Here is a 25640-nt window from a genome sequence, read left to right on the forward strand (position 1 = left end):
AATGCGACACGCCGTCCAGCCTGTCGCAGGCAGCAACTGCCCATAAAAAACCACAATACGGCATTCGGGAGACGGTTATGCGTGAGCTTTTCACGAGGGGAGGAGTGGTGTCTGCAGGCTTGTTGGCGAGCCTGTCACCGGCGTTGATGGCCCAGGGTTTCTGGGAGGATTCCCACGGCAAGCTGACCTTGCGCAATTACTATTTCAACGACGGTTACCGTGACGGCGGCGAAGACCGCAAAGAGTGGGCCCAGGGCTTTTTGCTCAACCTGCAATCGGGCTATACCGAGGGCACAGTGGGCTTCGGCCTGGATGCATTGGGGTTGTCGGGGATCAAGCTCGACTCCAGTCGCGCCCATGCCGGCACCGGGTTATTGCCGGTGCACGATGATGGCCGCGCGGCCAGTGAATTCTCAAGCCTGGGCGTCACCGCGAAGATGCGCATCGGTGAAGCCGTGGTGAAAACCGGCACGCTGCTGCCGAAAATTCCGGTGCTGGTGTACAACGATGGCCGGCTGTTGCCGCAAACGTTCCAGGGCACTCAAGTCGAGTACAGCGGCATCCGTAACCTGTACGTGCACGCCGGGCATCTGGACAAGTTCAAGCTGCGAAACTCGACCGACAGCGTGGACATTTATCCCCAGGGCTACAGTGGCAAAAAGGGCAGCGACTTTGATTTCGCCGGCGCCACCTACGCCTTCACCCCCAAGCTGAGCGGCACCTGGTACTACGGCGAAATGCGCGAATTCTATCGCCAGCAATTCGTCGGCCTGGTGCACAAGCAGCCAGTGGGTGCCGGCAGCCTGACCAGCGATTTGCGTTACTTCATCAGCAACGAAGCGGGCGAGGCACGCAACGGCAAGGTCGACAGCGACATGTTCAGCGGGCTGTTCACCTACCGGCTGGGGCCGCAAGCGTTGGGCGTGGGTTATCAGAAAGTCACCGGCGATACCGCCTTGCCCTATGCCAGCGTGTCGACCGTGTATTCCTTCAGCAACGCCGGCGTCGGCAAATTCATCCAGGCCGGTGAGCAAACCTGGATGCTGCGTTATGACTACGACTTGGTCGCCGTGCTGCCGGGCCTGACCTTCATGACCCGTTACTACAAGGGCCAGAACGGTGATTTCAAGGGCCGCGAAGCCCGTGAGTGGGAGTCGGACACCAACCTGCGCTACGTGATCCAGGACAGCACCTTCAAAGGCCTGGGCATCGAGCTGCGCAAGGCCACGTATCGCTCGACTTATGCGAGCGATCGTGACAACTACCGGGTTTACCTCACGTACGACCTGGCACTGTGGTAACCGGCCTCACTGCTCGACGAAATAGTACGGCTGACGGTTGATCGCCATCTCCTTGACCACCGTCACCGGTACATTCAGCCGGTCAGTATTGTCTACCAAGGCCACGTTACCGGGCTTGGCCGCGAGGTAGCTTTTGAGCTCCTCCGGCGTCTGCAGAATCGTCAAATAGGCCTGCATGTAGAACACCCCGGCGCCGGCGATTCGCTCGTTGGCTTGATACAGCACCACTTCCTTGCCTTGCGCCTGCATCGCCTGGATCTGGCTGATCACCGGCACAAACGACTGGCGCTTATCGGCTTTCGGCGCGTACCAGAAAGCAGCGATCAGGTAGCAGGCAATCACCACAACGAAAAAGCCACCCACCAGGCCACGGCGATGTTCATAAACATGTTCGGCGACGTGGGAAACCTGTCCGCGACTTTTCAGCCAGCCCAGCAGCACGCCGCCATACTCGGCGGCCAGCACCGCAGCGGCGGGTGTCAACGCCATCAGGTAGACCGTGCGCTTGCTGGAGGCCAGCGTCAGCAAGGTGAATTGCGCCACCAGCCACACGCAGAAAAACAGCCGGTAGCGGTTACGCACCAGGCTTTTGCGGAAGTGCCACAGCCCCAGGTAGACCAGGATGTTCCACGGCAAAAACGCTTCGGGCAACTTGACGATGTAGTAATAGAACGGCTCGTAGTGACCGGCTTCGACAAACGAGCCGCTGAAACGCCCGACGCTGTTGGTCAGCAGCACTTCACGTACCGCTTGCAGCCCGTCGCGCTGGTACAGGAAACCCAGCCAGATCATCAGCGGCACCAGCGCCAGCAGCGTGAACAGCCCGGGTTTGATCCAGTCGCCCAGCTTGAATCGTTTGTCCATCAGGCTGGTGCTGACCAGATAAACAAAGATCACGATGCCCGGCATGGCCAGGCCCAGCACACCTTTGCTCAACGTAGCGATCACCATGCCCAGGCTGAACAGCAACCAGGTGCCCAGGTTGGAACTGTCGCGCTCCGACTCGGGGCGGTTGGCCTGATAGAACGCCAGCAGGGCCGTGGTGACTCCGAGGGTGAGCAGCGAGTCTTCACCCACGCCGCGCACGTTGCTCCAGTAACTGGCCATGGTCGCCAGCATCAACGCCGCGACAAACGCCAGGGTCTTGGGCCGGCCAAACTTGCGCAGCATCCCGTACAGCAGCATCACACTGAACAGCCCGGCAAACGCCGACGCCAGGCGCACCGCCCAGGTGGTGCCGCCAAACAGGCGAATCGCCCCGGCGTCGAGCCACAGGCTCAGCGGCGGTTTCTCCAGGAACGGTTCACGAAACAATCGCGGCACCACCCAGTCGTTATCCAGATGCATGGCCATGGCAATCCCGGCCACACGGGCCTCGGTCGAGCCTTGCAACTCGTGATTGCCAAGGGCAAAGAAAAACAACAGCGCAGCAAGCAGGAGCAGCAGAGGAGCGGAACGCGTCATGGATTCTGGCTACCGGGGCAGGGGACCGTTCGGGGGAACAGTCCGGGCGATCGGTGAGTATACGAGGGCGATTCTTAATAATTCGTGAATGAATGTGAGGTTTTTGCAGGGTCAGGGTTGTTTCAGCAGCGGCCAGCGGGTTAGCCAGCGTTTGGAGGCGATGCGTTGTTGGTAAATGGCGTGTTTTTCTTGGGTGAAGCGGTGTGTGGGGTTGAGTTGGAGGTTGAACAGGTCATCCAGGCCAAGTGGTGCTGAAACTTCGCACAGGTCTTCTGCGGTTCTTCTGACGGCTACGGCGGTGGCCGTCTCTGGCCAGAAGCGCATGGCGTCGCTGGCGTTGCAGTAGGGCGCGTCGCCGTTGCGCAGGTGCATGCGGGCCTGGTTTTTGACTGACCAGTCGATGGAGGGTTCTGTTGCGCGTAACAGGGCTTCGAGGTGGCGGTCTTCGTCGGGGTTGGTGCAGGTGGCGTCGAACCACAATACGTCGACATCGCCGGTCAGTGGTGACAGGGGGCGACCGTGCAGGTGATCCCACACGGCGTTGCGTACGAAGCCGGCGCCGATCCAGCAGTCGGGGAGGGCGAGGGAGCGGACGACGGCGAGTAGGTGCCAGCGTTGGACATCGCTGCTGATCAGTGTCTGGAGGGCTTTCTCGCTCAAAGGATTACGGCCTCTTTTACAACGATTCCGAGTTCATTACTGACTTTCACCACTCTTACTTCATCGCGATGACCGATCCACGTGGGGCGGCAGATTTTAATCGTCTTATCCAGTTCAGCATCGAAGACCTTGATTCCGCTGCAGCTTTTACTTCCGCCCGACGAATATTCGTAGGGAGCCGTATAGCTGCTGCGGGTGCCGCCTGAACATAAAATGGCCAACGAAAACAGCGTCACCGATAACAGCGTGCATAGGATGAACAACCCGGCAAACGCCTTAAGCAGGGTCCATTTTTTTTCGAGCCGCAGCTGAGGTTTTCTTACACGCCAGACAATCACGGTCGCAGCCAGGGTCAGGACGAGCGATACGGATAAACAGGCTTTCCCCGCGATCGGCTTGAAGTGGATGGCGGGCGAAATGCTGAACTGCCATATAAAGAGCAGGGCCAACAGAAGCTGTACGCCCAGCACGACAGGTATCAGGTAGGCGTAGGAATTCTTGTTCACTGCGGCACACATCCTTATGTTTCAACAAAGGTGGGGTTTATCTTAAAAGAAAATAGACCCTCACCTTTTTCTTACTGTTGGGGTACTCAAGCGGATCGCTATGTTCCCTGTCAGGAAACGGCCCTCTCCGCAGCTTCTGAATCTGCCGTTGGCACAAGAATGTCCAGTGCGCGCGTCACCAGCAACTCACCCAGGACGCTCAATTGCTGGGTGGCCAGAAGTTTATGGCGAAAGGCGCCATCAAGCTCGAAAGCCAGGTCGGTAGTGAGCGCGTTCAGTGAGGCGAGGGTTTCGCAGGCTTGTACCAGCAGGGTTTCGGGGTCGATGTTTTGGGCGATACAGAAGATATCCGTGCCGGATTGGCTCGGGTGTGGAGGGTTGGGGCTGTGCTTTTTCATGACTGCAACTCCTTGATTGGTGGAGTCGCCAGACATCGCTGCTAAACGAAAAGGGTGGCGACTGTACGCGGGTTAGCAGACCAGGAATCAAGGAACCCAGCGCACTCGAAAGTGCCCCACGCACAGCCGCCATAACGTGAACAAGCGGACGCTAGATGCTTCGCTTGAACGGATGGTGGCATTGCATGCCTTGATATTAACCGAGCTGCTAAACCCGGTCGCTGATTTTGCAGCGACGTTTCAAGGCTAGTCGTGTCGATTGATGAGCACCAGTTCACCAAGGGCGCGATGTGTTGCGGGAAAAATCCGAAGGGCTATTCAGCGGTGTGTTTCCAGGAGCCCAGAAACAACAAAACCCGCACAAGGCGGGTTTTGGTGGTGCTTTGTATTTGGTGCGCCGGGGTAATCTGAACTGATATTTTAAGTTATTGATTTTAATCATTTTTTAAATCTATAAAATTTCTCTGGAATACCTTTTGGAATACCGTTTATAGCAGTGTGGAGGGAAAAGTGTGTCTAACGGCTAGATTTCAAGTTTTCAGCCAGGTAGTCCCCAGATTCTGCTTCTGCCGTGACTAGTCGCTCCAACACCTGAGCTCGTTTCAAGCTGTGCTTCTCGCTTAGCTCATCCAGTAGATGGATGACTTTTTTGGAGAGCATGACGTTGCACTGCTTTTTGTCCGCTGCACGCTGGTCGAACTGTTTGCGACTCCATCGGTTCTTGATCTTCTGAACGATGTATTTTCGTTCCTGGGGGCCGTGCCCTACTTTATCGAAGTAAATGAGCAAATCGTCGTAGCTGGTGATAGCGGCCCGTCCTTTGAATATGGACTTATCATTCTTTTCCAGCCACTCCCAAGCACATTTGCAGCGTTCAGTGGTTTCTTTCTTATCTTTGAACCACTCAAAATCGCGATCTCGCGCTTCATGCTCGAGCCAATCGGCGCGCAGATGGCCGATTGCGATGACTTTCTCGGCGACATCGAGCTTCCAGAGGTCAAACATGGCGATTAAACGGTTCTTCCCGGTGAGGCGGACCAGCCCTCGCGGAAACCCTTCTGCGGGTCCCTGGTCGGTGACCGGCTCAATCTGTCTCAGGAGCCATTGAGACTGTCGCTCATTACCATCAATCCATCTCAAACAGCTATCGGGCACCAAAAATTGGTCCTTTTCTGAGTTAACACTCTCGAGGATGCCAGATCTTTCGCTCAGGTAGCTGGCGAGGGTTTCTCTCATCGTAATACCGTTGCACGTGACAGAGTCGAAATGGGCATCGTGGTATTTATTCAGCCATAGCCATAGCCAGATGTCGTGACGAGCGTCATAACGTGGATCGTTGAGCAATCGGCTCAGCTCATCCGCCTCTCTGCTATCAATCGTCAGTGCCATCGAGAGTTCCTTTCATGGGTGGTTTTACTATTAGCATTCTATGTCAAATCTATAAGAAATCTATGGATGCTCTATAAGAGTTCTATTGTGAATCTATTAGTATTCTATGAATTTTATTTAACCTAGATTGCAGTATTCACTGGGTCTCTACGGCTTTTTTTAGGTTTTTTTCATGCTTAATTGTGCTGCGCAGCATTTGTTCCGCGATGGTGAGGGGCTGGTGGACGCTATGATTGGACCTAGATAAGCCCTAGTTCATGTGGAACTGGGGCCGTTGAGTCGGCTCGTGCGGTGCTATAGACGTTGCTGATAGATAGAAGAGTGAGGGCCGTAGTTTTTTACCCGTTCTGCCAATCCTCTGAACGAACAGAGGAGCCCCGTTCATGAGGATCATTCGCCTGAAAGACGTCATCGACTCAACCGGTCTGGGTCGCTCTACCATCTATAAGTACATCGCCGAAGGAGCCTTCCCCAAGCCGGTCTCACTGGGAGAGCGCAGTGTTGGTTGGGTGGAGGAGGAGGTACACGAGTGGATTTTGGCTCGGATCGAAGAGCGCGACACGGCCGAATAATTTGTTGCGTGAAGGGTGTTGACTAACCGGCATAAGCGCCATGGTCGGATCATCTCCGACCATGGCGCTTATGCCGGAGGGTGTGCGGGTCATTGCGGTCGCTTCAGTGAGTCATGGACTACGTCGAAGTTGAGTTGATCACTATTGCTGATAGCGTGATTCGCGACAGTGTGAGGAGGCCCATGCATGGGAGATGCTTTTTTCCAGAGTGCAGGGATTATCAAAAAATCAACGTCTCATTGGGATTTCAGTGATGTGCCTTCGCACCTTTCGGAGGTCACTTTCTCGGTGCGGGTAATATGCTTTATAGACCTGTACAGAAGGGGCACACCCTGAAGGCGAATGCATCTGGGGCAGGAAGGAGGCAGGGTTAAAAACTACTCAGGGTGCAGAGGTTATGACCTCCACTCCAAGAGTAGTAATCATGCTTCGTCACCCCGATAACCGAAATCTTCACTTCCACTACGACGACACCTTCGAAGGGCTGCCAGTGATGGTGGAGAAAGGCCCATTCATCCGCGAGTACCTGGCTGATTTAAAGCGAACCATGGATTTGACCTTTGACCAATACTCAAGGGTGCTCGCATTCAGGGTGGACCTACGGCTTCCCTGTGACATTGAACTGGACGATTACATAGATTCCAACGAGGTCATTAGTAGGTTTTTTGCCTCATTCAAATCAAAGGTGAAGCATAACCGCGAAATGGCTTCACGGCGGTACCAGCACGCTCATAGCTGCAAAGTTCGGTATGTGTGGGCACGAGAGCAAGGGTGGCGTGGAAGGCCGCACTACCATCTGCTGATTTTGCTAAACCGAGACGCCTTTTACACCGTAGGCAAAATCGCCTCAGACCGAACCAACATGTTCAGTCGCTTGAACGAGGCGTGGGCGAGCGCGCTGGGGATCCCCGCCGATCTAGTTGTAGGACTGGTAGAAATTCCAGATAACGCGACCTACCGAGTAGCCAGGGGAAAATCTGCGAGGGGATTTGGTGACGATGAGCTTGGTTCGCTTTTCAGAAGGGCTAGCTACCTCTGCAAATCGGCTACCAAGGTCTACGGAAGCAGTCAGCATGGGTTCGGTTGCAGTAGAGGGTGAATCGCCCCTCATTCCGTAGACACCTCCATGCCTTAACTGAGGCGAATCAGGAGGCGCCATGAGCAACCTACGCTGCCCCGAAGATTCAAAAAAGCCAAGCGGTCAATTAAGTGCCCGGAAATGAAACTGTCTGTCGCTGATGTAGGCGAGTAGGTCAGCTGATGAGAAAGGAGATGCAGGGAGGAAAATCAAAGCCCGGTTCAACACTCTACGGATTACCGGTAGCTACCTATTTCTGACAGCGTGTTAGAACGACGCTTTTATGTGGGAAACCCAACACCCGCTTGGGTGGGGCATCAGTTGTCCTGAGCTGCGCGGGTGTACTTTTAGTCCCAGTCCTATTTGCTTCTTTTTTGCGCTGATAAGCTTTTTCCTGAAACAGTCTCAGGAAATTTTTATCATGATCTTGAATGCCGCCGTGCCCAGCGAGTTCAGCGCATTACGTGTCATCACGTTGGCGTCCGATGCTGTATGTGCACACCGGCTGGCTTCTGCCTTGAGTGGAATGGGGGTGACTCCAATCGTCAACCTCGAATCCTTGAGTGGCGTTGAGGCCTGGTTGGGCGAATATCCAGTCGACGTTATTGTCTGTGAGCTCCGTCCTGAGTGTGGCGACGGGCTGATGTTGCCGAGCCTCCTCAGGGGGATGCATGAGGTGGGCACACTGACCCAGTTCCCCAGTATCTTCTGGACCGGGGAGGCTGCCTTGGATGCACCCTCCAGTGTCGTTGAAGGGGGGCACTCGCTGTGCCACAAAACGCCGACCAGTCCGCTCTGGATCAAGTACATGGGTGGGGTTGCCGTCAGTGCTTTGGAGTCCCATGCCCGATTGGCACGGACGGCAGGCATTTCGGTGGAAATCCTGCGCGAAGGTGCCACCCTGGCCCTGGGCGACGCCTTGCGAGCGGCGGTACTGACGCGTGCGCAACCGGACGCCACGTTGCGAATGAATACGTTCGATTCGTTGGCCGAAGATGAGGTGATCAATGCGCTGACGACGGGGGAGGGCCTGCGCTTTGTGTTCCAGCCGCAATTTGAGTTGCGGAGCCGACGCGTTGTGGGGGCTGAGGCGCTGGTGCGTTGGAAGCACCCACGTTTTGGGGAAATACCGCCTTCTGTATTGATGCCATTGGTCAACAGGTTGGGCCTGGACTTGCTGCTTTTCAGCCTGGTGGAGATGTGGACGATCAAGGTCATGCTTGCGCTAAAACGCGAAAATATCGAGATTCCCATTGCGGTGAATGCGTCGGCAAAGACCATTTGTACGCCTAACTTTTCTGACCGGCTGGCGGCACGTATGCGTCAGGCTGACCTGCCGAGTCGACTGCTCAAAATTGAACTCACCGAGGATGTACCCGAGCCCGACGAACTCTACTTATCGGCCTCGTTGACGGCTATTCGAGCCAAGGGCTTCCAAGTGTCGATGGATGATTTTGGTACGGGTGCCGCTACGTTGAACCTGTTGGCGAACCTGTCGTTTGATGAGATGAAAATTGATGGGTCGTTCGTCCGTGGTGTGGAGCTGCATTCGTCGTCACGTAAAGTCATCGCCGGAATCGTCAACTGGGCACGCCTGCTCAGTTTGAATTTGGTGGCAGAAGGGATCGAGGATGAGTCGACTATTCCGCTGTTGTACCGATTGGGTTGCCGGGTAGGGCAGGGTTACGCGTTGGCACGCCCGATGGAAATTGATGCTTTCTTGAGTTTCGTTATTCAACGGGAAAATAATCTATAGCACTGACCGCTTTTAAGAGTTTTCTGATGTTTATTCTGGCGCGATCACATTAGCTTTTATGGCCTCTGGCTTTCTGGGTTATTTGCCGCTCTTTTCGTTCGCTTGTGTAGTTATGTGCGATTGGTCAATAGCACGGATGTCATTGATTTTATAGGTTCGTCTGAGATGACGAGAACTTACTAAAGATGAGGGCACTGTATATCTCATCCTTTTGCTCGTTATAAAGAGTGCCTTCTGATTTATGAAACGCTTGAAAATTGCTTTGCTGGATGATCATGCAATCGTACGACATGGGTTGGTCAATCGATTGCAGCAGGAACCTGATTTTGAAGTGGTCGGTGTCTATGCCCGCAGCCGTGACGCCATGGCTGGGCTTGCGGTGGCGCCGGCGGAGGTATTGTTGCTGGATTTTGTGCTCGGGCCGAGTGAGTTAGACGGCATCTTGTTGATTCGTGCATTGAGGGTAAAGCACCCGCAGTGCCGCCTCCTGATATTTTCCACCCACCACGACGCTGCGACTGTGATTCTCGCCTTGCGTGTCGGCGCGCGCGGCTTTCTGGGTAAGAGTGAAGACATCAATCAGTTGATCAGCGCTGTCCGGTTGGTGGCATCGGGCGAGGTCTACCTGAGTCCCGACATGGCTTATCGGGTAGCGGAAGCCACGGCCGTGAATAGTCACGGTGAAGAAAGTAACCGGGATGAAGCTTTGCGTTTTGTGAGCCTTTCAGCACGTGAGCAGGACGTGATCCGTTGTTACCTGGCGGGCATGACCATTACGGAAATCGCCGAAAAATTTAGTCGTAGCATCAAGACTATCAGCTCACAAAAAGCCGCGGCATTTCGCAAATTGGGTGTGGTATCGAACAATGAGTTATTCAGAATCAAGCACATTATTGAGGGTATTTGATTCAACTACGCACTGCTCGGAAAAAAGCACGAGTGGGATGTGATTTACCGATCACTGGATATACTCAACTACGGGCTGAACGTTGTATCGGTAGGCTATTCCTGTGTTCCGATCGCACTGTGTGCGGTCCGCAGAGTGGGGTCGATCACGATGAAACCTGTACGCATTGCGTTGTTGGATGATCACGCGGTTGTACGGCATGGACTCGCCAACACCCTGGCGTGTGAGGCGAACTTTGAAGTGGTTGGCGTTTACGCACGCAGCCGTGACCTTATCGCGGGTCTCGCCACGTCTCCTGCGGATTTACTCTTGCTGGACTTCTCCCTGAATCCCGACGAACTGGACGGGGTATCACTGATTCGGGCCTTGCGGGTCAAGTTTCCCCTCTGTCATATCCTCGTCTTGTCCACGCATCACGACCCGGCGACAGTTAGCCTGGCCATGCGGGTCGGCGCCCGTGGTTTTGTCGGCAAGGGTGAAGACATGGACCAACTGGTCAAGGCCATTCGCAAGGTCGCCGCGGGTGCGGCGTACCTAAGCACCGACATGACCTACCGCTTGGCGGAAACGGTCACCAGCGATACCCGCGAAGGCCAGGGCAATGCGCAGGATGCGTTATTCCAGGCGGAGCTGACCAGTCGAGAACAGGAAGTCATTCGCTGTTATCTCGCGGGTATGACCGTGAGTGAAATTGCCGAGAAATTCAATCGCAGTATCAAGACCATCAGCACCCAGAAAACCTCAGCGTTTCGCAAATTGGGCGTGACGTCGAACAACGAACTGTTCAAGCTTAATAGGATCATCGGCACGTCATGAAAGCCAGGTTGTGGAGTGTTGGGCTTCTCGTGTTGTTGATGCTGGGGTCGCCGCTTATCTGGGCTGGTTCTGTTGAGCTGAGCGAAGAGCAATTGCACTGGATAACCCTACACCCGGTACTTCGTGTTGGGGTGGTGGAGAGCCTGATTCCCTTCGAGTACATGAGCGACGGGGGACTGCGCGGTCGATCAATGCAGTACTTGCAGTTTGTGACGGCCGCTACGGGCCTTCAATTCACTTATGTACCTGGCAAGACCCTGGCCGCGCGTGAAGAGATGCTACTGGAAGGCCAGGTGGATCTGCTGTCCTCTTACCTGCACTTCAGGTCCGAGCCCGCGACTCAGGGGCTGGTCGCGTTGGTCTACCACACCACCTCGCCCATTATTGTCACGCGTGTCGACAGTCCCGGGATTTTTGACCTGGAACAGCTGCAGGGCAAAACCGTGATGATTCCCGATGTGGAGCACTACGAGGAGATATTCCGGGGAAAGGCGACCAAGGCCCATCTCATCAGAAGCACATCGGCCATGGAGATGTTGACCATGGTCAAGGAGGGCAGGGCCGATGCGGTGGTCGCCTCAGAAACCTTTCTGATGCCCTATCTGTATCGACAGTTCCAGGGCGTTCTGGAAACGTCGGGTGTGGTTGGGCACCAGGTGCTGGAGGTGAGCATGGCGGTCCGCGCAGACCAGGTCATGCTGCGTTCCATACTTGAAAAAGTTCTCGGGTCCATTACGGCGGATCAACGCAATGCCATCTATGAGAACTGGTATCACGACCTGGATGTAGACGCTCCGTCCCTGTTGAGTATCGCCAACCACTACATGCATGTCCTCACGATTGGTGCACTGGCGTTGGCCGGCCTGTGCGCGCTGGTCTACCGCAGTCATCGGTTGCGGCGCCGCGCGCTACGCAATGAGCAGGAAAAATCGAGATTCCTGGCGGTCATGAACCATGAAATACGCTCCCCATGAATGCCGTGCTGGCGGCGTTGGAGCTGCTGGGGCACACCCAGCTCAACCTGCAACAACGTCATTTTGCTCATTTGGCGAACAGTGGCGCCAACACGTTGGTGCGTTTACTGGATGACATTTTGGAGACGTCGAGGTCGACGGTGAAGCCCATACAGCTGACAGTTGAATCGACCGATGTGACGGCGTTGGTGCAAGGCGTCGTCGGCCTACACCGCTTGCGCGCCAGAGAAAAACATCTGGTGCTGAATTCCCACATCCAAGCGCAGTTACCCTTGGTGCTGCTCGACAGCACCCGCCTGACGCAGATTTTTCATAATCTGCTTTCCAATGCCATCAAGTTCACCGATGCAGGCGGTATCGATATCGACGTGCGGGTGGTGGGGCTTACCGACCACGCCGGGCAATTGCAGATTGAGGTGCGTGACACCGGGATCGGGATTTCAGCCGCAGTGCAGGCGTCGCTGTTCCGGGCGTATGCACAAGACAGCCAGTCATACAAACGTTCAGGGGGAACCGGATTAGGATTGGTGATTTGCCAGCAATTGGTCAACTTGATGAGCGGCACGTTGACACTCAGGAGCGAGCTGGGTGCAGGCACCACAATCACTATCTGCTTGCCCGTAGCGGCCGCACCGTCACCTGTTGAACTGCCACAAGTAGAAGCCACGTCAGCGCTGCCGGCCTCCAGCGGATTGCAGATCCTGGTGGTGGAGGACACCCTGGCAAATCAAGAGGTGTTGCGTGCACAAATCAGCAGCTACGGTGGTCGGCCCGTGGTGGCCGCCGATGCTGCCCAAGCCCGCGCCCTGTTTGCGCAAGCCGCGTACGACTTGATCCTGGTGGACTGCGATCTACCGGACGAGGATGGTTATGGCCTAGCCCGTAGGTTGCGCGCATTCGAGCAGCAACTGGGCCGCACGCGTTGCCCGATCATCGCTATCTCTGCCTTGACCGGTGGGCAGCACCTTCAGCGTTGTCTGGAAGCCGGGATGGACGCCGCATTGAGCAAGCCCATTGGCCTGGGCCAATTGCGCGAGGTCATTGAGCGTTGGTGCGACGTCACACTGGCAGATCCCGCGGTGAGTTTGATGGCTCCCGTGCTCGACCAGGCCGGGATCAACCGGGAAGTGGCCGCTGACCTGGGGAACCTGATCAAGGCGATAGCCCTGTGTGATCGCCCGTCCGCCCTGCACGTGGCTCATCGCTTGCACGGTGCAGCGCTGATCATGGAGTGGCCAGCAATGGGCCGGGCGACGGAGCATGTGGAGAACCTGCTGCGCACGCAGGCGGAGTGGGATAACCCGTTTTACACGCAAGCCCTGCGAGCATTGCTCCAGCAATGGAATGATTTGGACGGCGATACGCAGCTCGATGCGCTGCCGGCAATCCGGGCACATCGGATGCAACTATGATGTGGCGTCTTTTACTGGTACTGGTCCTGGTGGGCTGCGCTGGCCTGGTGGGTGCACAGGCGAACCCGCCGCCACTGACTTTGACGCAACAGGAACTCGACTGGGTTGCGGCTAACCCGGTCTTGCGCGTAGGTGTGTTCGAAAATCTGTTGCCCTTCGAGTACATCAGCGGTGGCGAGCTGCGAGGGCTGTCGGCCAAGTACCTGGGATTGATCACACGCCGTACGGGGTTGCATTTCACGTCTGTGCCGACCACTACACGCAGTGCCCGCAAAGACATGCTGATCAGCGGTGAGGTCGATATCTTGCCTACTCGGCGTCGCTCCGATGACCCCGCTGAGGATCGCGGGATCCTCTATACCCAGCCTTACAACACCAGTTCGACCATCCTTGTCAGTCGTTTTGACGGTGAACCTTTTGCCGATCTTGAGCAACTCGCCGGCAAGCGGCTGGTGATGTTGGGACGTGAAGGCTATTCGGCATTTTTGAAGGAAAAGGTGCCTGGTATCACGATCATTTCGGCCCAGAACGCAGTAGACATGATGGCAATGGTCAAGGACGGCAAGGCAGATGCAGCCATTGCTTCAGAATGGTTACTGATTCCGTACCTGTCTCGCCAGTACCACGGCGTGTTGCAGGTTTCCGGAGTGGTGCCCCAGCAGCATACCGGGGTGAGCATGGCGGTACGCGATGACGATGTGATCCTGTTGTCGATTCTGGACAAGGCGCTGGCCTCCATCACCGGGGATGAGCGCAAGGCGATCTACGATGCCTGGTTCGCAGACATGAACTTGGATATACCGACCATCGAGGCCATCACCGATCATTACGAAAGTGAGTTGTGGTTGCTGCTGGGCGTTGTGCTGATACTCGTCACACTCGTTTGGCAAAGTCGCGTGCAGCGTCGACGCGCCACCCATAACGAGCGAGAGAAGGCGATGTTCCTGGCGGTGATGAGCCATGAAATTCGCTCGCCCATGAACGCGGTACTGGCCGCTGTCGAATTGTTGGAGCATACCGCGCTCGATGAACATCAACGCCACTTCGCGTATCTCGCTAACAATGGCGCTAACGCCTTGTTGCGGTTAGTGGACGATGTGCTGGATATCTCCAAGATGGAGGCCGGGCAATTAAAGCTCAACGTGGAAGCCGTGGACCTCGGTGTACTGGCCCGGCGCGTGGTGGACAGCCAGCGTCCGTATGCCGAGGAAAAAGGTCTTGAACTGACAGTGACGAGTGAGCGACCTGTCGCCCCTTTGTTACTCGATGAGCTGCGCGTGGCCCAGATTTTGCGCAACCTGATCTTCAATGCCATCAAGTTCACCGACGTCGGTCGGGTAGAGGTTCAGCTTCAAGTGCTTGAGGGGGATCGGCAACTGATGATTCGGGTAGTTGACAGCAGCATCGGCTTGTCTGAACAGGCGCAAGGTTCATTGTTTCGGCCCTATGTCCGGGACAAGGACGCTTACAAGCGCAAGGGCGGCACTGGGCTCGGGTTGGTGGTCTGTCGGCGGTTGGTGAAGTTGATGCAGGGCGAGCTCACGCTCAGTAGCACGCTGGGCAAAGGGACCCAAGTCGGGGTGATGTTGCCCATCGAATGGGCTGAACCGCTCGATTCGCCGGCGCTAGCGATAGCGCCCGAATCTGTGGGGTTGCGGGTTTTGGTAGTGGGGGCACGAAAGTCGATCAACACGTAGTGGAGGTGCAACTGCATGACTTGGGTTGTGAGCCGTTGTCAGCGGCTGATATTACCCAAGGCTTGAGCCTCTTCAGCGCACACGAAGTTGATCTGGTGTTGATGGACTGTGATCTGCCAGAGGCCGATGGATATAACCTGGCCGGCGAGTTTCGTGAACTTGAGCGCCAACAGCAGCGGACGTATTGCCCGATCATCGGGGTCTCGCAGTTTGCTGGCAATGAACATCTCGCACGTTGCTTTGATGCCGGTATGGATGGTGCACTGAGCAAGCCTATTCACCAGGCGCCATTGCAACAAACCATTGAGCTGTGGTGCGAAGTCATCTTGGCGCAGCCCGATCAGTCACCCAATGCCCCAGGGCCTGAGACGTTGCGCAAGCACCTGAGTAGTTTGCTTGAGGCGGTGGCCCTGCGTGATCGCAGCCTGGCGCTGCAGGCCGTGCGGCGCCTGCATGCGGTTGCGTTAGCGGTGGGTTGGGCGGATCTCGCGGCCACAGCCAAAATGCTCGAGCCTGAGCTACAGGCTGAAGGGCGCTGGCCCACTGTGGTTATTGCGGGCCATCTCAGTTGTTTGGTTGAACAGTGGGTGGGACTAAGTTCTTGAGTTTTGCTGCAAATTGCTCTCTGGTGGCACAAGTTTTTTAGGAGTGCTCCTATTGACGAAGTGTCGGCGTGATCAATAAAAACAATAACCGATACTTGTGGTTTTTTAGGCGTGGGGCGCGAATAGTTAATTGTTGGAAATCTACGCTGGCTAGTTGTTTTTTTCGGAGCAGTCCTATTTGGATGGCTCAGTCGGCGCCTTAAACTTAACCCCGCAACAGCACAGGGAGTTATCCTGCAAAAGGAAACTCCAATACTTACTTAGACCCTTGCTCTTTCGGAGTTACCTCATGGATTACAAAGCCCGCGCCCTCGCTGTACTGGTCGCAGCCACCGCCACCTCCGCCGCCATGGCGTCGGACGGCACCATCAATTTCAACGGCGAACTGAAAGCTGAAACCTGCCAGGTTGCGGTCAATGGTGCTGCCGGCTCCGCGGGCAGCACTGTTACGTTGCCGACGATCTCCACCGCTTCGCTTGCCTCGCTCGGCCAAGTGGCAGGCCAGACCGGTTTCAGCATTCAACTGAGCAAGTGCTCTGCTGCACTGAAAACCGCTTCTGCGTTCTTTGAAGCCGGCGCTTCAGTTGACCCGGCCAGCGGCAATTTGAAGAACTTGAGCGGCACTGCCACCAAGGCTCAACTGCAACTAGTTGACGCCTCTAATGGCAAACCGATCAAGGCCGGCGATACCGGGCAAGTTGCTTCTACCAGCCGTATCAGCATCAATTCGACCACCCTAAGTGCAGACCTGCCGTACTCCGTTCAGTACTACGCACAGGCAGCAACTACGCCAGGTACTGTTATCAGTAACGTTACGTACTCTATCAACTATCAGTAAGCCGCGCGCAATGAGCACACGCCCTGATTGGTATGTGAAGGGCGTGTTTTCTGGCAGCGATGGGACAACGTCATGTATTACAAACTTCCATTCAAACAGTTACTGCTGGCAAGCCTCATGGTGCTGGCAAGTTTTCAGGCCAATGCAGGTGTGGTGATCACCGGCACTCGGGTGATCTACCCGGCAGGCCAGAAGGAAGTCACCGTAAAACTCAACAACAACGGCACGCAACCTGCGCTGATGCAGGCGTGGATCGACACCGGCAGTGTGACCTCCACCCCCACCAGTTCCAAGGCGCCGTTTCTGCTTTCGCCACCGGTGGCGCGTATCGACCCGGCCAAAGGCCAAAGCCTGCGGGTAATGTTCACGGGCGCTGCACTTGCCCCAGGCAAAGAATCAATATTCTGGCTCAACGTGTTGGAGATTCCGCCAAAGCCCGAAGCCGGCGCAGACCTCAACACCCTGCAAATGGCATTCCGCTCGCGTATCAAGCTGTTCTACCGCCCCACCGGGTTGCCTGGAACCGCCACTGAAGCGATTGAACAGGTGCAATGGCAAGTGGTGTCGACCCCTGATGGCGTGGGCCTGGCGTTGCAAGCGTTCAACCCGTCGGCGTTCTACGTGTCGATGGTCGAATTGGACCTGGTGCAAGGTGCTACGCGCGCTCGCAGTGAGGATGGGATGGTTGCCCCGGGCGAAACCCGGCAGTTCCCGCTGCCAACCCTCAAGACTCGACCTGCCGCCGATGCCCAAGTGGAGTTCAGTGCCATCAATGATTACGGCGCGCTGATCCCGACTCGGAAAGCACTCAAGCCCTGATCAATCCCTGACGTTTTTACCCGCGAGTCAATTATGCCAACCTCTTCCAGCTCCAGGCTTGCCCTGAGGGCGCAGCCTCGCTTTGCCTTGAATCCGCTTACGACCTTGATACTCAGGGTATTGGCCGTTACTCCTGGTGCATTGGGGTGCAAGGCGCGTTGGCGCAAGAGGTGCAATTCAACGACGCGTTTTTGCCTGAGGATTCACGCAATCTTGACCTCGGTAAATACCAGGCCGGTAACCCGGTGACGCCAGGACAGTACCGCGCCGACGTTTTGCTCAATGGCCAGTTGAACAGCCGCCAGGACATCCGCATTGAGGCCCAGCCCGACGGCAGCAAGCCGGTGGTGTGCATGGATCATGGGTTGCTTGAGCGCCAGGGCGTGGAAATGTCCAAGTTGCCACCCGAGGCCAGTCAGGCGCTCGGTAGTCAGGGCTGCGTGGCATTGGGCAGTTTGATCCAAGGCGCCAGCGCGAACTTTTCGCCCGAGAACCAGGCGCTCGACCTCAGCATTCCCCAAGCGGCCTTGAAGCGTAATTCCCGGGGCTATGTCAGCCCTGAACTGTGGGACCGCGGGGTTACGGCAGGCATGCTCAGTTACAACTTTAACGCTAATCGGAACCGCACCCGCTCCGGTAACTATGACTCGGCTTTCATGGGCCTCAACGCCGGCCTCAATCTGGGTGACTGGCGCCTGCGCCACAACGCGTCGATGAGCTGGCAGTCGCGCCAGGGCAACAAATACCAAGCCCTGGACACTTACGTACAGCGCGATATCACTGCGCTGAAAAGCCAGTTCACGGCGGGGAGTCCAACACCAGCGGCGAGATCTTCGACACATTGTCCTTTCGCGGCGTGCAGTTGGCCAGCGACGACCGCATGCTGCCCGACTCCATGCGCGGTTATGCCCCGGTTATCCGTGGCATTGCGCGCACCAACGCGCGGGTCACCATCCGCCAGGCCGGCAACGTATTGCTGGAAACCACTGTAGCGCCCGGTGCCTTTGTGATCGACGACCTGTACTCCACCGGCTACGGCGGCGACCTCAATGTGAGCGTTGCCGAGGCAGACGGCACGGAACAGAACTTTATCGTGCCCTATGCCTCGGTCAGCCAGTTGCTGCGCCCAGGAACCGCGCGTTTCAGCCTTACCGCCGGTGAAACCCGCAACAACTATGTCGACCAACAGGTACGCCTGCTGCAAGGTACTTTGCAATACGGCCTGAACAACACGTTCACCGGGTTTGGTGGTATGCAATCGAGCGACCACTACACGGCGTTACTCACGGGCGTGGCGTTCGGTACGCCCATCGGTGCCATGGCGGTCGACGTGACTCATGCTCAGACCGAGCTGGCTGGCGGTACCGCCAAAGGGCAGAGCATGCGCGTGTCCTACAGCAAGAACGTACTCAGCACCGGCAGTAACTTTTCGGTGGCGGCTTATCGGTTTTCTACCGGTGACTACCTGGATTTCAGTAATGCAGTGCAACTGCTGGATGCCGAGAAAAATGGCTGGGATACCCGCTTATTTGGGCGCCCGCGTAGCCGCCTGTCCATCACCGCCGACCAGACGCTCGGGCCTTGGGGCCAAGTGACTATCAGCGGCTATGCCCAGAACTACTGGAACCAGCCGGGCAGCGACGTGCAATACCAGTTCAGCTATAGCAAGCAATTCAACCGCGTGAGTTTCAGTGTGAATGCCAACCGCAGCCGTGTGGGCATGGGCGACATGGAGAACAGTTTTCTGCTGACCATGAGCATGCCCCTGGAATTCGGCGGCTCAGGTTATGGCCCGCAGATGACCGCCCAGGTTGGCCGTGACACCCGCGGCAACTACAGCGAGCAGGCCGGTATCAGTGGTACTGCCGGCGAAGACCGCCAGTATGGCTACGGCGCTACCTTCGGGCACGATGGCGGCAGTAGCAGCAAGAGCGCTGCGTTCAACGGGCAGTACACCGGCGCCCGGGCCATGCTCAATGCCGCATTGGGCTATGGCGATGGGTATACCAGCACGTCCCTGGGCGCCAGCGGCACGGTGGTGGCTCACTCCGAAGGTGTGACGTTGTCGCCTTATCGCGGCGAAACCATGGCCGTGATCAGTGCGCCCGGTGCGCAGGGCGCCAAAGTTTCCGGTTACCCAGGCCTAAGGCTCGACGGGAGTGGCAATGCCGTGGTGCCGTACTTGCGCCCATATGAGTTGAATGAAGTGGCCATTGACCCGGCCGGCAGCTCCCTGGACGTCGAATTCAGCGAAACCAGCCAGCAAGTCGCACCACGTGCCGGTGCCGTGGTGCACCTTAAATACACCACCAACCAAGGCCGTGCGGTGCTGCTCAATGTGCGCTTGGACGATGGCAGCAGCTTGCCGTTCGGCGCCGGCGTAACGGATGGCGAAGGCGCCACGGTGGGCATGGTCGGGCAGGGTGGCCAGCTCTATGCGCGGATCAAGCCGGACACCCGTCAATTGCTGATCAACTGGGGCAGCAAAGCCCATCAGCAGTGCGCGTTGGCCATTCCGCCGGGCCCAGGTGAGGGGCAGCAGTTGCAACAGCTGGACGCCGTGTGTGCGGCAGGCAAACAAGTCGCGAACAGCGTGCGGCCCAACACTACGCAAAAGGTACCGTTATGAGCATCAGGGCTTTGATCAAATCGGGATTGGCCGTCATGGCGCTGTGGGCCGCTGCCAACACGGCCATGGCAGTCACCTGTACCTACATGAACGGTATTCAGCCGGCGGTGGGCGACATGCCGTTGCAGATATCCTCCATCAGCGTTGGGCGCGATGTGCCGGTGGGCACTGAGGTGTATCGACAGAAGTTCAGCATGGCGGCGGGCCAGGCAGTGAAGCTAGAGTGCCTGTATGCCCCGTTTCAACAATGGATGGAGATGACTCTTGAGAACAATTCACTGGCCAGTTGGTCCAGCGGAACCTACGCCAACAAAGTCTACAGAACCAGGATTCCGGGGCTCGGGGTCGCCTTTAACAGCACGGGCGGCCCGCTACCAAGGCAAAGTAGCCCATCATGGACCACGTGTTCGGCGGGCTGGAGGTGCCTGGTTCCTTTTGATGGTCCATCCAATTATGAATTGATCCTCATCAAGATAGGCGATATTTCACCGGGAGTGTTAATGGGCAGCACGTTGCCGACCGTGAGCCTGTTTGGCAATTTTGGCGATGTCAGAATGTTGGGGTTCAAGATGGGCATCTCCGGCAGTATCCAGATTGTCTCGCGCACCTGCAGTACGCCGGATGTGACAGTCCCTATGGGCACGCATCAGACCAAGACATTTACCGGAATAAACACGGCCAGCGGCTGGGTTGATTTTGCCATTCAATTGAATGATTGCCCGGCGTTTACAGGAACCTTTAGCACCACAGGACCAGGCTGGAGCTCCCAGAGCGGTAATTCACCCTCCGGTACGGGCACCAGTGGCACCCTGGTCAACAACACCCTGCAATACCGCGTTGACCCGGCAAGGACGGCGATCAACGCCGGTACTGGTGTGCTAAGCCTGGACCCTACGACTGCCGGCAGTTCACCCGCCGCCACCGGCGTAGGTGTGCAGGTCGGGACGCCTAACGGCAGCGGCTTGCCTTTGTCTACCAATCAAAACAGTGGCCTGACCCTGCGAACGACTGAGGGCAGCTATTCAATCCGGCTGCGTGCCCGCTATTTGCAAACACAGGCCAAGGTCACGCCGGGGCCGGCCAATGCGTCGGCGACGTTTACGATTATTTATCAGTGATGGAAAACTTGAGAGTGATCGCGAGGATGCGAATAAGGCCGAATAAAGCGCTACGAATTCTGATCGCAGATGAACAACACTTTTACCGGTTGAGGATTGAACGGGACCTGAACCATTTGGGTTATTACCGAATTGCGCCCTTGCATCAACTGGTGCAGGTATTTAGTGCGGTGGAGTACGACCGCGAGCCTCTGGACCTGTTGATTATCAACGCCTCATTGGTGAAGGGGGTGAAATTTGATCTGTTTTCTTTCTGCATGGACAACCCGCATATTCGTTATGCATTGATTTACGATGATCAGCAACGGGGCGTACCCTCGCTTCTGGTATGCCGTCAAGACAAGGTGCTGATCAGCGCTTTGCCATTGCCGGACTTCGAAACCCTCACCCACCTGATGGCAAAGGTCGAGACCTGTCCTGTTGCGCAGGAGCGAAACGGAGAAGTCGGTGCCTAATGAAAACCGTTATTGGAAACAGGCTTCTGTCATCGGTTCTTGTATCCACCTTTCAAATACATCGATCGCCATCGGTTTAGCATACAAAAAGCCCTGACCAATCTGCACCCCCATCTCATACAAATGATCCTGCTGAGCTGCGGTTTCGATACCTTCCACCACCAGTTGCATGCCCAAATTGCCGGCCAGAACCAGTGTATTGCGAATGACTGCACGGCAGTGGCCGGGGCCGTCGATAAATTGGATGAACTCTTTCGCCAGTTTTATTTCACTAAACGGTACCTGGCATAGTCGTAAAAGTGACGAACAGCCCGTGCCGAAGTCATCAATCGATAGGCGTATGCCCAATAGGCGCAGGCGATTAAGCTTTTCAACGCTGCTAGCGCAAGCACCGCTAGGACCGTCCTCGGTGATTTCGATGGTTAGTGATGAAAGTGGCAGAGGGTGCTGGCGCAACCGAGTCTCCAAGCGCTCGACAAGTGTTTCGCTCATCAATGCCCAAGGGACAGGTTGAATGCCATGCCTATGAGTTGGCCCTGCTCTAGATGAATCGCCCCGGGTTTCGTAGACACCTCTTTGCCTTAAACTGAGGCCAATTAGGAGGTGCCACGAGCAACCAGCGTTGTCTCGAAGAGTTCGAAATACAATTTGTCAATCAAGTGAACGAAAAGAAACTCTCTGTCGCTGATGACGCGGCCTGTCTTGGCGTATCGACGCATAGCCTTTAAGCCTGGATAATTCGGAGCGATTCGGAAATTGAAGGGCCGCTATTGGGCATGCTGAAATGCAAAAGCTTTAGGGACTGATGTTGTGGCTAAAGGTCAGTGTGGTCGACTCCTCCCAGATGCCCTAAATTACACGGCATACGGCTGGTACCTCTTTTCTTTAATAGTTATGAGGGAGAGAGCTATGCGAGATGCTGTCGAAATAGTGGTCGGCTAATAAACACTTCTCAGTTTATTTAAATTGAATTAGGAAAAGTACGAGTGGAGTCATGATTCAGCTGCTACCCAAAAATAAAACTTTTGATCATTACGCCTTCCTCAGCTTTGCTAAGGAAGGCGTAAGGTTGATTTATGCTGGGTAGGGGTTTCTATTTCTTGTAGATGACGGCTAGCGTTGTCGGATAAAATTTGGCTATTTCGTAGTCTGGGTTGTAGGTTGCAATGTTGTGAGCTGCAATTGTAAGTCCGGCTGCTATTCCACCAACGATAGTAAGTGCTCCGACTCCGAGGGCTGCTATGCGGCCAGCGGTATATACTCTGCACGTGTAGTCCTTGTAGACTCAATTAGCTTTTCTATGGTCTCCACAGTGTCACCAAAAAAATCAGACTCGATTTCTTTTATTTTGAAAGACTTTTTTCTGCGATCATTGAGGAAATTTCCTCGTTAGATATTTTGCTGGCTGAATAAACACTGATGTCCATTTTGTCTCCATTCGCTTGTGCTAGTTCGCAAGTTTTAAAATAGGTCTTTGTTGAGACCCAGGAGCATCATGTTCTTATCGTAGCAAAGTGGTACTGAGTCGCAGTTTCCACCTTGTTGTCTTTACATCCTTTTTATCCACCAACGGAAGATATTTAGGTAAATCCTCATCTTCGATGTCTTGCCCATTGATCGAACAGTTGAAAACCGCCGTTGCCATGCACACAACTTCAAGTTTGCTTACGTCTATCGGGCTTGATGATGGGCTTTTCGTTGCCTGTCGTTCGTAACGCTTTCCTCCGTAGCCTGGACCTGTACCTTCCTTGTAAGCCACAACGGCCCCCGACGTATCTGTGCCCAGATACCATCCGGTTGTGATCCCGTAGATCCCTTCAGGAGCATTGCCCATGAATTCACCACGGTGCGCGCAGGTCCCTGCGCTGTCGCAGTTGACGATTCGCCTTCCATCAACACGCTGCAAAGTTTTGTTGCCGTTCTGATCGACGTAGGCCCTATTTACTGAAGACGGAGAGTTGGGGATAGAGCAGTCGATGTGTTTGATCGCAAGGATAGGCATTGGAGTGGGGGTCGTATCGCATACACGTACGTTCGGGTCTGCGGTAGCTGTCAGGGACACACCTGCCTGTAAAGCGGCAAAAAGCATTGCATTGATCAGCGAGATTTTGACTTTCATCTGAGTGCTCGGTTTTGTCGATGGTTGGATTGAGTTCGTATGATATTCGAATACTACCAAAACGGTAGTATTTGGAAAAAGCTGCGCATGCACGATGCCCCTTTGGAAATTGGGTGTGTGCATGTCAGTACTGGCAAAGCGGATAAAGCAGGCGCGTATTCGGGCGGGGTTGTCGCAAGAACGACTAGGACTGGATGCCGGCTTAGACGAGATGTCTGCAAGCACCCGTATGAACCGGTACGAGTTGGGGAAGCGTGTTCCTGCACCGGATTTGGTCGAGCGTCTGAGCGAGGTGCTCAGTGTTCCTGCGGCGTATTTTTACGCGGTCGAAGATGACGAAGCTGAGCTGCTTATCAAGTTTAGTAAGCTGGGTGCAGACGAGCGCGTGCAGCTTATGCAACACCTGGACCTGCTGCTGGAATCTCAATAGCAACTCAGCAATGCGCCTTTGGTCTACCTTCAGCATGGGTTCAAAGATACTTCGACCCCGGCTTCTGTCGTGATCAACTCGAATAGCAAACCCGCCAGCAGCACTGCAATCAGGATTGGCCAGGAGCGAGCCATGAGAACAGCAAGCGCTACTGCCAACAGGCAGCTGGCCAGAATGCCGAAAAACATGAAAAGCAGACCGACAAAGCGTATGAAATTCATCGTATTTTCCTTCAGGCGGAAAAATGCCTGAGCGGTGATCGCTCAGGCATGTTGGTCGAAAACAATTTTATGCAACTAGTCGAAGAGCCGAGTCGAGTGCGCGTTGCTTGATTTGCGCTCCCTGCCCGAACCAAGCTGAGTCCATCCGGTATTCTGAACTCCTGGCACGACGCTCGTGATCGACATACTCAGTTACTGCGTTTAGCAGGCCCCATGCGGTGCCGCGAGTGGACTCCATGCCTGATCCACGCCCTTTGCCTTCGTATAGGCTTTGCACCTTCTCCAGCGCTCGTTTGTTGGGTAGTACGTCGGGAATGGGATCTTGGGCGTAGGTCTCACATAGCACCTCCATAAAAAAGCTCATCGCCTCAGGCCACTGAACTTTGCGTTCGGAGAGCACGCGCATCCGGTACATGAATTCGTCCCATTGCGAGACGGCAATACCGAGTTGCTTTTTCACAGTCTGCGGATTGAATCGCGTGTTATGTGGGACCTTGATTGCATGGGGGATACAATTCAAGGCAATGCTCAACGTGTTGTTGCAAACCACGCGAACGGTGGTCGGCGTGGCTGTGGTCGCGAGGGTGCCGTCACACGAGGTCGCCAGCAACAAGTAGCCATTAACCTGATCGTTGCCCTTCAAAGTGGCGTTTTGCCCAGTTCGCGCTAATGCCCAGAACTTACGCCCTCCCTTCAGAACACCTGCCGTTTCCAGCTCATAGCCGGACACTTCAGTCAGGTCACGGTAAAACTCCATAACCTCACGCGGCTGGACAATTTGGTAGCGGTTGGATACCACGGACAGCGGAGCCTTGGTGTCGGAACGGTACAGTACCTTTTGCTCTGGGAATGAGTGAATACTGCCCATATGGCCAATAGCGTCGGCTTTGAAGTGGACGGGGCTTTCCTGGATCTGCCAGTCCATACCGGCTTCACGCTGCCAGATCTCGATAGGTTGTTTTTGAGTCAGCTGACTGCCGAGGCCATGCCACGGAGTTGCACCAACGTAAGCCATTTGTTCGATTTGATGAGCCATGATTACGATTCCTTAGGGTGCGAGCCGGCATAAAGGCCACGCATCGCGTGGCCCCGTCCGGACGTATTAAAAGAGAGAAGTGGGAAACGGTTTAAGCAGGGAGGTTGAAACGATGCCCACAGATCAGGCAGAGGTTGTGGGCGAGTACATGTCGGTCAAGCTTGTCGCCGAGTTGAGCGCCTAATGCACAGCCGCCAGCGCCGCCAACAAGCCCACCGAGGATCGCGCCAGAAACGGCTCCGAGGGTAACTCCCAGCGGGCCGGTAATAGCTCCGACGAGCGCCCCTGCCTGACTGCCAGCAAGTGCGGCGCTGGCGCCACGAGCAGCGCCGCCTAGAGTGCCAATGGTAGCGCCAATTTTCATTGCGTGATGGAAAGAAGCGACTTTTAGGGAATGACAGCGAGGGCACTGCAATGACATGGTTCGAAGCTCCATGGTG

The 25640-nt window shown here is 55.6% G+C and carries 26 protein-coding genes and 1 pseudogene; 17 read left to right on the forward strand and 10 right to left on the reverse strand.

Features of this window, described 5'->3' with window-relative positions:
* Window positions 1-77 precede the first annotated feature (77 nt).
* Window positions 78-1301, forward strand: coding sequence for an OprD family porin (locus tag JFV30_RS32650; RefSeq protein WP_201126111.1), 1224 nt, complete (start codon window positions 78-80; stop codon window positions 1299-1301).
* Between the two features lie 6 nt (window positions 1302-1307).
* Here JFV30_RS32650 and JFV30_RS32655 read toward each other — a convergent pair whose 3' ends face one another.
* The 5 genes from JFV30_RS32655 to JFV30_RS32675 form a co-directional block, all read right to left on the reverse strand.
* Window positions 1308-2765, reverse strand: a complete 1458-nt coding sequence (locus JFV30_RS32655; RefSeq protein WP_201126112.1) for an ArnT family glycosyltransferase — start codon at window positions 2763-2765, stop codon at window positions 1308-1310.
* Window positions 2766-2876: 111 nt separating this feature from the next.
* Window positions 2877-3425: a nucleotidyltransferase family protein gene (locus tag JFV30_RS32660; RefSeq protein ID WP_201126113.1), complete on the reverse strand. Its 549-nt coding sequence runs from the start codon at window positions 3423-3425 to the stop codon at window positions 2877-2879.
* Window positions 3422-3931 carry a hypothetical protein gene (locus JFV30_RS32665; RefSeq protein WP_201126114.1) on the reverse strand — a complete coding sequence of 170 codons (510 nt, stop codon included), beginning with the start codon at window positions 3929-3931 and terminating at the stop codon, window positions 3422-3424. The genes JFV30_RS32660 and JFV30_RS32665 overlap by 4 nt, the downstream gene beginning before the upstream one ends.
* Window positions 3932-4041: 110 nt before the next feature.
* The gene (locus tag JFV30_RS32670; protein ID WP_201126115.1) at window positions 4042-4329 is read right to left on the reverse strand and encodes a DUF6124 family protein; all 288 of its coding nucleotides are present in this window, start codon (window positions 4327-4329) and stop codon (window positions 4042-4044) included.
* A 516-nt stretch (window positions 4330-4845) separates the two neighbouring features.
* Complete coding sequence (locus tag JFV30_RS32675) at window positions 4846-5718, reverse strand: hypothetical protein (RefSeq protein WP_201126116.1); 873 nt, start codon at window positions 5716-5718, stop codon at window positions 4846-4848.
* A 383-nt stretch (window positions 5719-6101) separates the two neighbouring features.
* Between JFV30_RS32675 and JFV30_RS32680 the strand changes: the two genes are divergently transcribed.
* From JFV30_RS32680 to JFV30_RS32735, 15 genes and pseudogenes are all read left to right on the forward strand, one after another.
* Complete coding sequence (locus JFV30_RS32680) at window positions 6102-6290, forward strand: helix-turn-helix transcriptional regulator (protein WP_133836645.1); 189 nt, start codon at window positions 6102-6104, stop codon at window positions 6288-6290.
* Between the two features lie 547 nt (window positions 6291-6837).
* A complete protein-coding gene (locus JFV30_RS32685) occupies window positions 6838-7389 on the forward strand; it encodes an inovirus Gp2 family protein (RefSeq protein WP_342215167.1) in 552 nt (183 codons plus the stop codon).
* A 262-nt stretch (window positions 7390-7651) separates the two neighbouring features.
* Window positions 7652-9124: an EAL domain-containing protein gene (locus JFV30_RS32690; RefSeq protein ID WP_201121460.1), complete on the forward strand. Its 1473-nt coding sequence runs from the start codon at window positions 7652-7654 to the stop codon at window positions 9122-9124.
* A gap of 241 nt (window positions 9125-9365) precedes the next feature.
* On the forward strand, window positions 9366-10031 hold the full coding sequence (locus JFV30_RS32695; protein ID WP_201121459.1) for a response regulator transcription factor: 666 nt from the start codon (window positions 9366-9368) through the stop codon (window positions 10029-10031).
* A 150-nt stretch (window positions 10032-10181) separates the two neighbouring features.
* The gene (locus tag JFV30_RS32700) at window positions 10182-10847 is read left to right on the forward strand and encodes a response regulator transcription factor (RefSeq protein ID WP_201121458.1); all 666 of its coding nucleotides are present in this window, start codon (window positions 10182-10184) and stop codon (window positions 10845-10847) included.
* Window positions 10844-11821 (forward strand): transporter substrate-binding domain-containing protein, encoded by a 978-nt coding sequence (locus JFV30_RS33350; RefSeq protein WP_242487019.1) that lies wholly within the window; start codon window positions 10844-10846, stop codon window positions 11819-11821. Before JFV30_RS32700 ends, JFV30_RS33350 begins: the two co-directional genes overlap by 4 nt.
* Window positions 11818-13233 carry an ATP-binding protein gene (locus JFV30_RS33355; protein WP_242487020.1) on the forward strand — a complete coding sequence of 472 codons (1416 nt, stop codon included), beginning with the start codon at window positions 11818-11820 and terminating at the stop codon, window positions 13231-13233. Before JFV30_RS33350 ends, JFV30_RS33355 begins: the two co-directional genes overlap by 4 nt.
* Entirely contained in the window at window positions 13230-14930 is a 1701-nt protein-coding gene (locus tag JFV30_RS32710; RefSeq protein WP_242486999.1) for an ATP-binding protein, read from the forward strand. Before JFV30_RS33355 ends, JFV30_RS32710 begins: the two co-directional genes overlap by 4 nt.
* Before the next feature lie 5 nt (window positions 14931-14935).
* Window positions 14936-15535, forward strand: coding sequence for a response regulator (locus JFV30_RS33360; protein WP_342215018.1), 600 nt, complete (start codon window positions 14936-14938; stop codon window positions 15533-15535).
* Window positions 15536-15824: 289 nt separating this feature from the next.
* Entirely contained in the window at window positions 15825-16373 is a 549-nt protein-coding gene (locus JFV30_RS32715) for a fimbrial protein (protein ID WP_201121456.1), read from the forward strand.
* A gap of 72 nt (window positions 16374-16445) precedes the next feature.
* Window positions 16446-17192 carry a fimbrial biogenesis chaperone gene (locus JFV30_RS32720; protein ID WP_201121455.1) on the forward strand — a complete coding sequence of 249 codons (747 nt, stop codon included), beginning with the start codon at window positions 16446-16448 and terminating at the stop codon, window positions 17190-17192.
* A gap of 170 nt (window positions 17193-17362) precedes the next feature.
* A pseudogene (locus JFV30_RS32725) lies at window positions 17363-19434 on the forward strand (fimbria/pilus outer membrane usher protein); the annotation flags it as partial.
* A gap of 96 nt (window positions 19435-19530) precedes the next feature.
* Window positions 19531-19821, forward strand: coding sequence for a FimD/PapC C-terminal domain-containing protein (locus JFV30_RS33365; protein WP_342215160.1), 291 nt, complete (start codon window positions 19531-19533; stop codon window positions 19819-19821).
* Entirely contained in the window at window positions 19818-20939 is a 1122-nt protein-coding gene (locus JFV30_RS32730) for a fimbrial protein (RefSeq protein WP_201121454.1), read from the forward strand. The genes JFV30_RS33365 and JFV30_RS32730 overlap by 4 nt, the downstream gene beginning before the upstream one ends.
* 14 nt (window positions 20940-20953) lie before the next feature.
* Window positions 20954-21394 carry a response regulator gene (locus JFV30_RS32735; protein WP_446739843.1) on the forward strand — a complete coding sequence of 147 codons (441 nt, stop codon included), beginning with the start codon at window positions 20954-20956 and terminating at the stop codon, window positions 21392-21394.
* Window positions 21395-21403: 9 nt separating this feature from the next.
* Here JFV30_RS32735 and JFV30_RS32740 read toward each other — a convergent pair whose 3' ends face one another.
* Window positions 21404-22042 carry an EAL domain-containing protein gene (locus tag JFV30_RS32740; protein WP_342215161.1) on the reverse strand — a complete coding sequence of 213 codons (639 nt, stop codon included), beginning with the start codon at window positions 22040-22042 and terminating at the stop codon, window positions 21404-21406.
* An 853-nt stretch (window positions 22043-22895) separates the two neighbouring features.
* Window positions 22896-23513, reverse strand: a complete 618-nt coding sequence (locus tag JFV30_RS32745; protein WP_201126118.1) for a hypothetical protein — start codon at window positions 23511-23513, stop codon at window positions 22896-22898.
* Between the two features lie 121 nt (window positions 23514-23634).
* On the opposite strand from JFV30_RS32745, the gene JFV30_RS32750 reads away from it, so the two are divergent.
* A complete protein-coding gene (locus JFV30_RS32750; protein ID WP_201121451.1) occupies window positions 23635-23943 on the forward strand; it encodes a helix-turn-helix domain-containing protein in 309 nt (102 codons plus the stop codon).
* Window positions 23944-23972: 29 nt separating this feature from the next.
* Here JFV30_RS32750 and JFV30_RS32755 read toward each other — a convergent pair whose 3' ends face one another.
* The 3 genes from JFV30_RS32755 to JFV30_RS32940 all read right to left on the reverse strand — a co-directional run bounded on the left by JFV30_RS32755 (window position 23973) and on the right by JFV30_RS32940 (window position 25621).
* Window positions 23973-24164, reverse strand: a complete 192-nt coding sequence (locus JFV30_RS32755; RefSeq protein ID WP_155584205.1) for a hypothetical protein — start codon at window positions 24162-24164, stop codon at window positions 23973-23975.
* A gap of 67 nt (window positions 24165-24231) precedes the next feature.
* Window positions 24232-25200, reverse strand: coding sequence for a DUF932 domain-containing protein (locus JFV30_RS32760; RefSeq protein ID WP_201121450.1), 969 nt, complete (start codon window positions 25198-25200; stop codon window positions 24232-24234).
* 91 nt (window positions 25201-25291) lie between these two features.
* On the reverse strand, window positions 25292-25621 hold the full coding sequence (locus JFV30_RS32940) for a hypothetical protein (RefSeq protein ID WP_207201803.1): 330 nt from the start codon (window positions 25619-25621) through the stop codon (window positions 25292-25294).
* Window positions 25622-25640 lie beyond the last annotated feature (19 nt).

The organism is Pseudomonas sp. TH32, from assembly GCF_016650855.1.
GTDB lineage: Bacteria > Pseudomonadota > Gammaproteobacteria > Pseudomonadales > Pseudomonadaceae > Aquipseudomonas.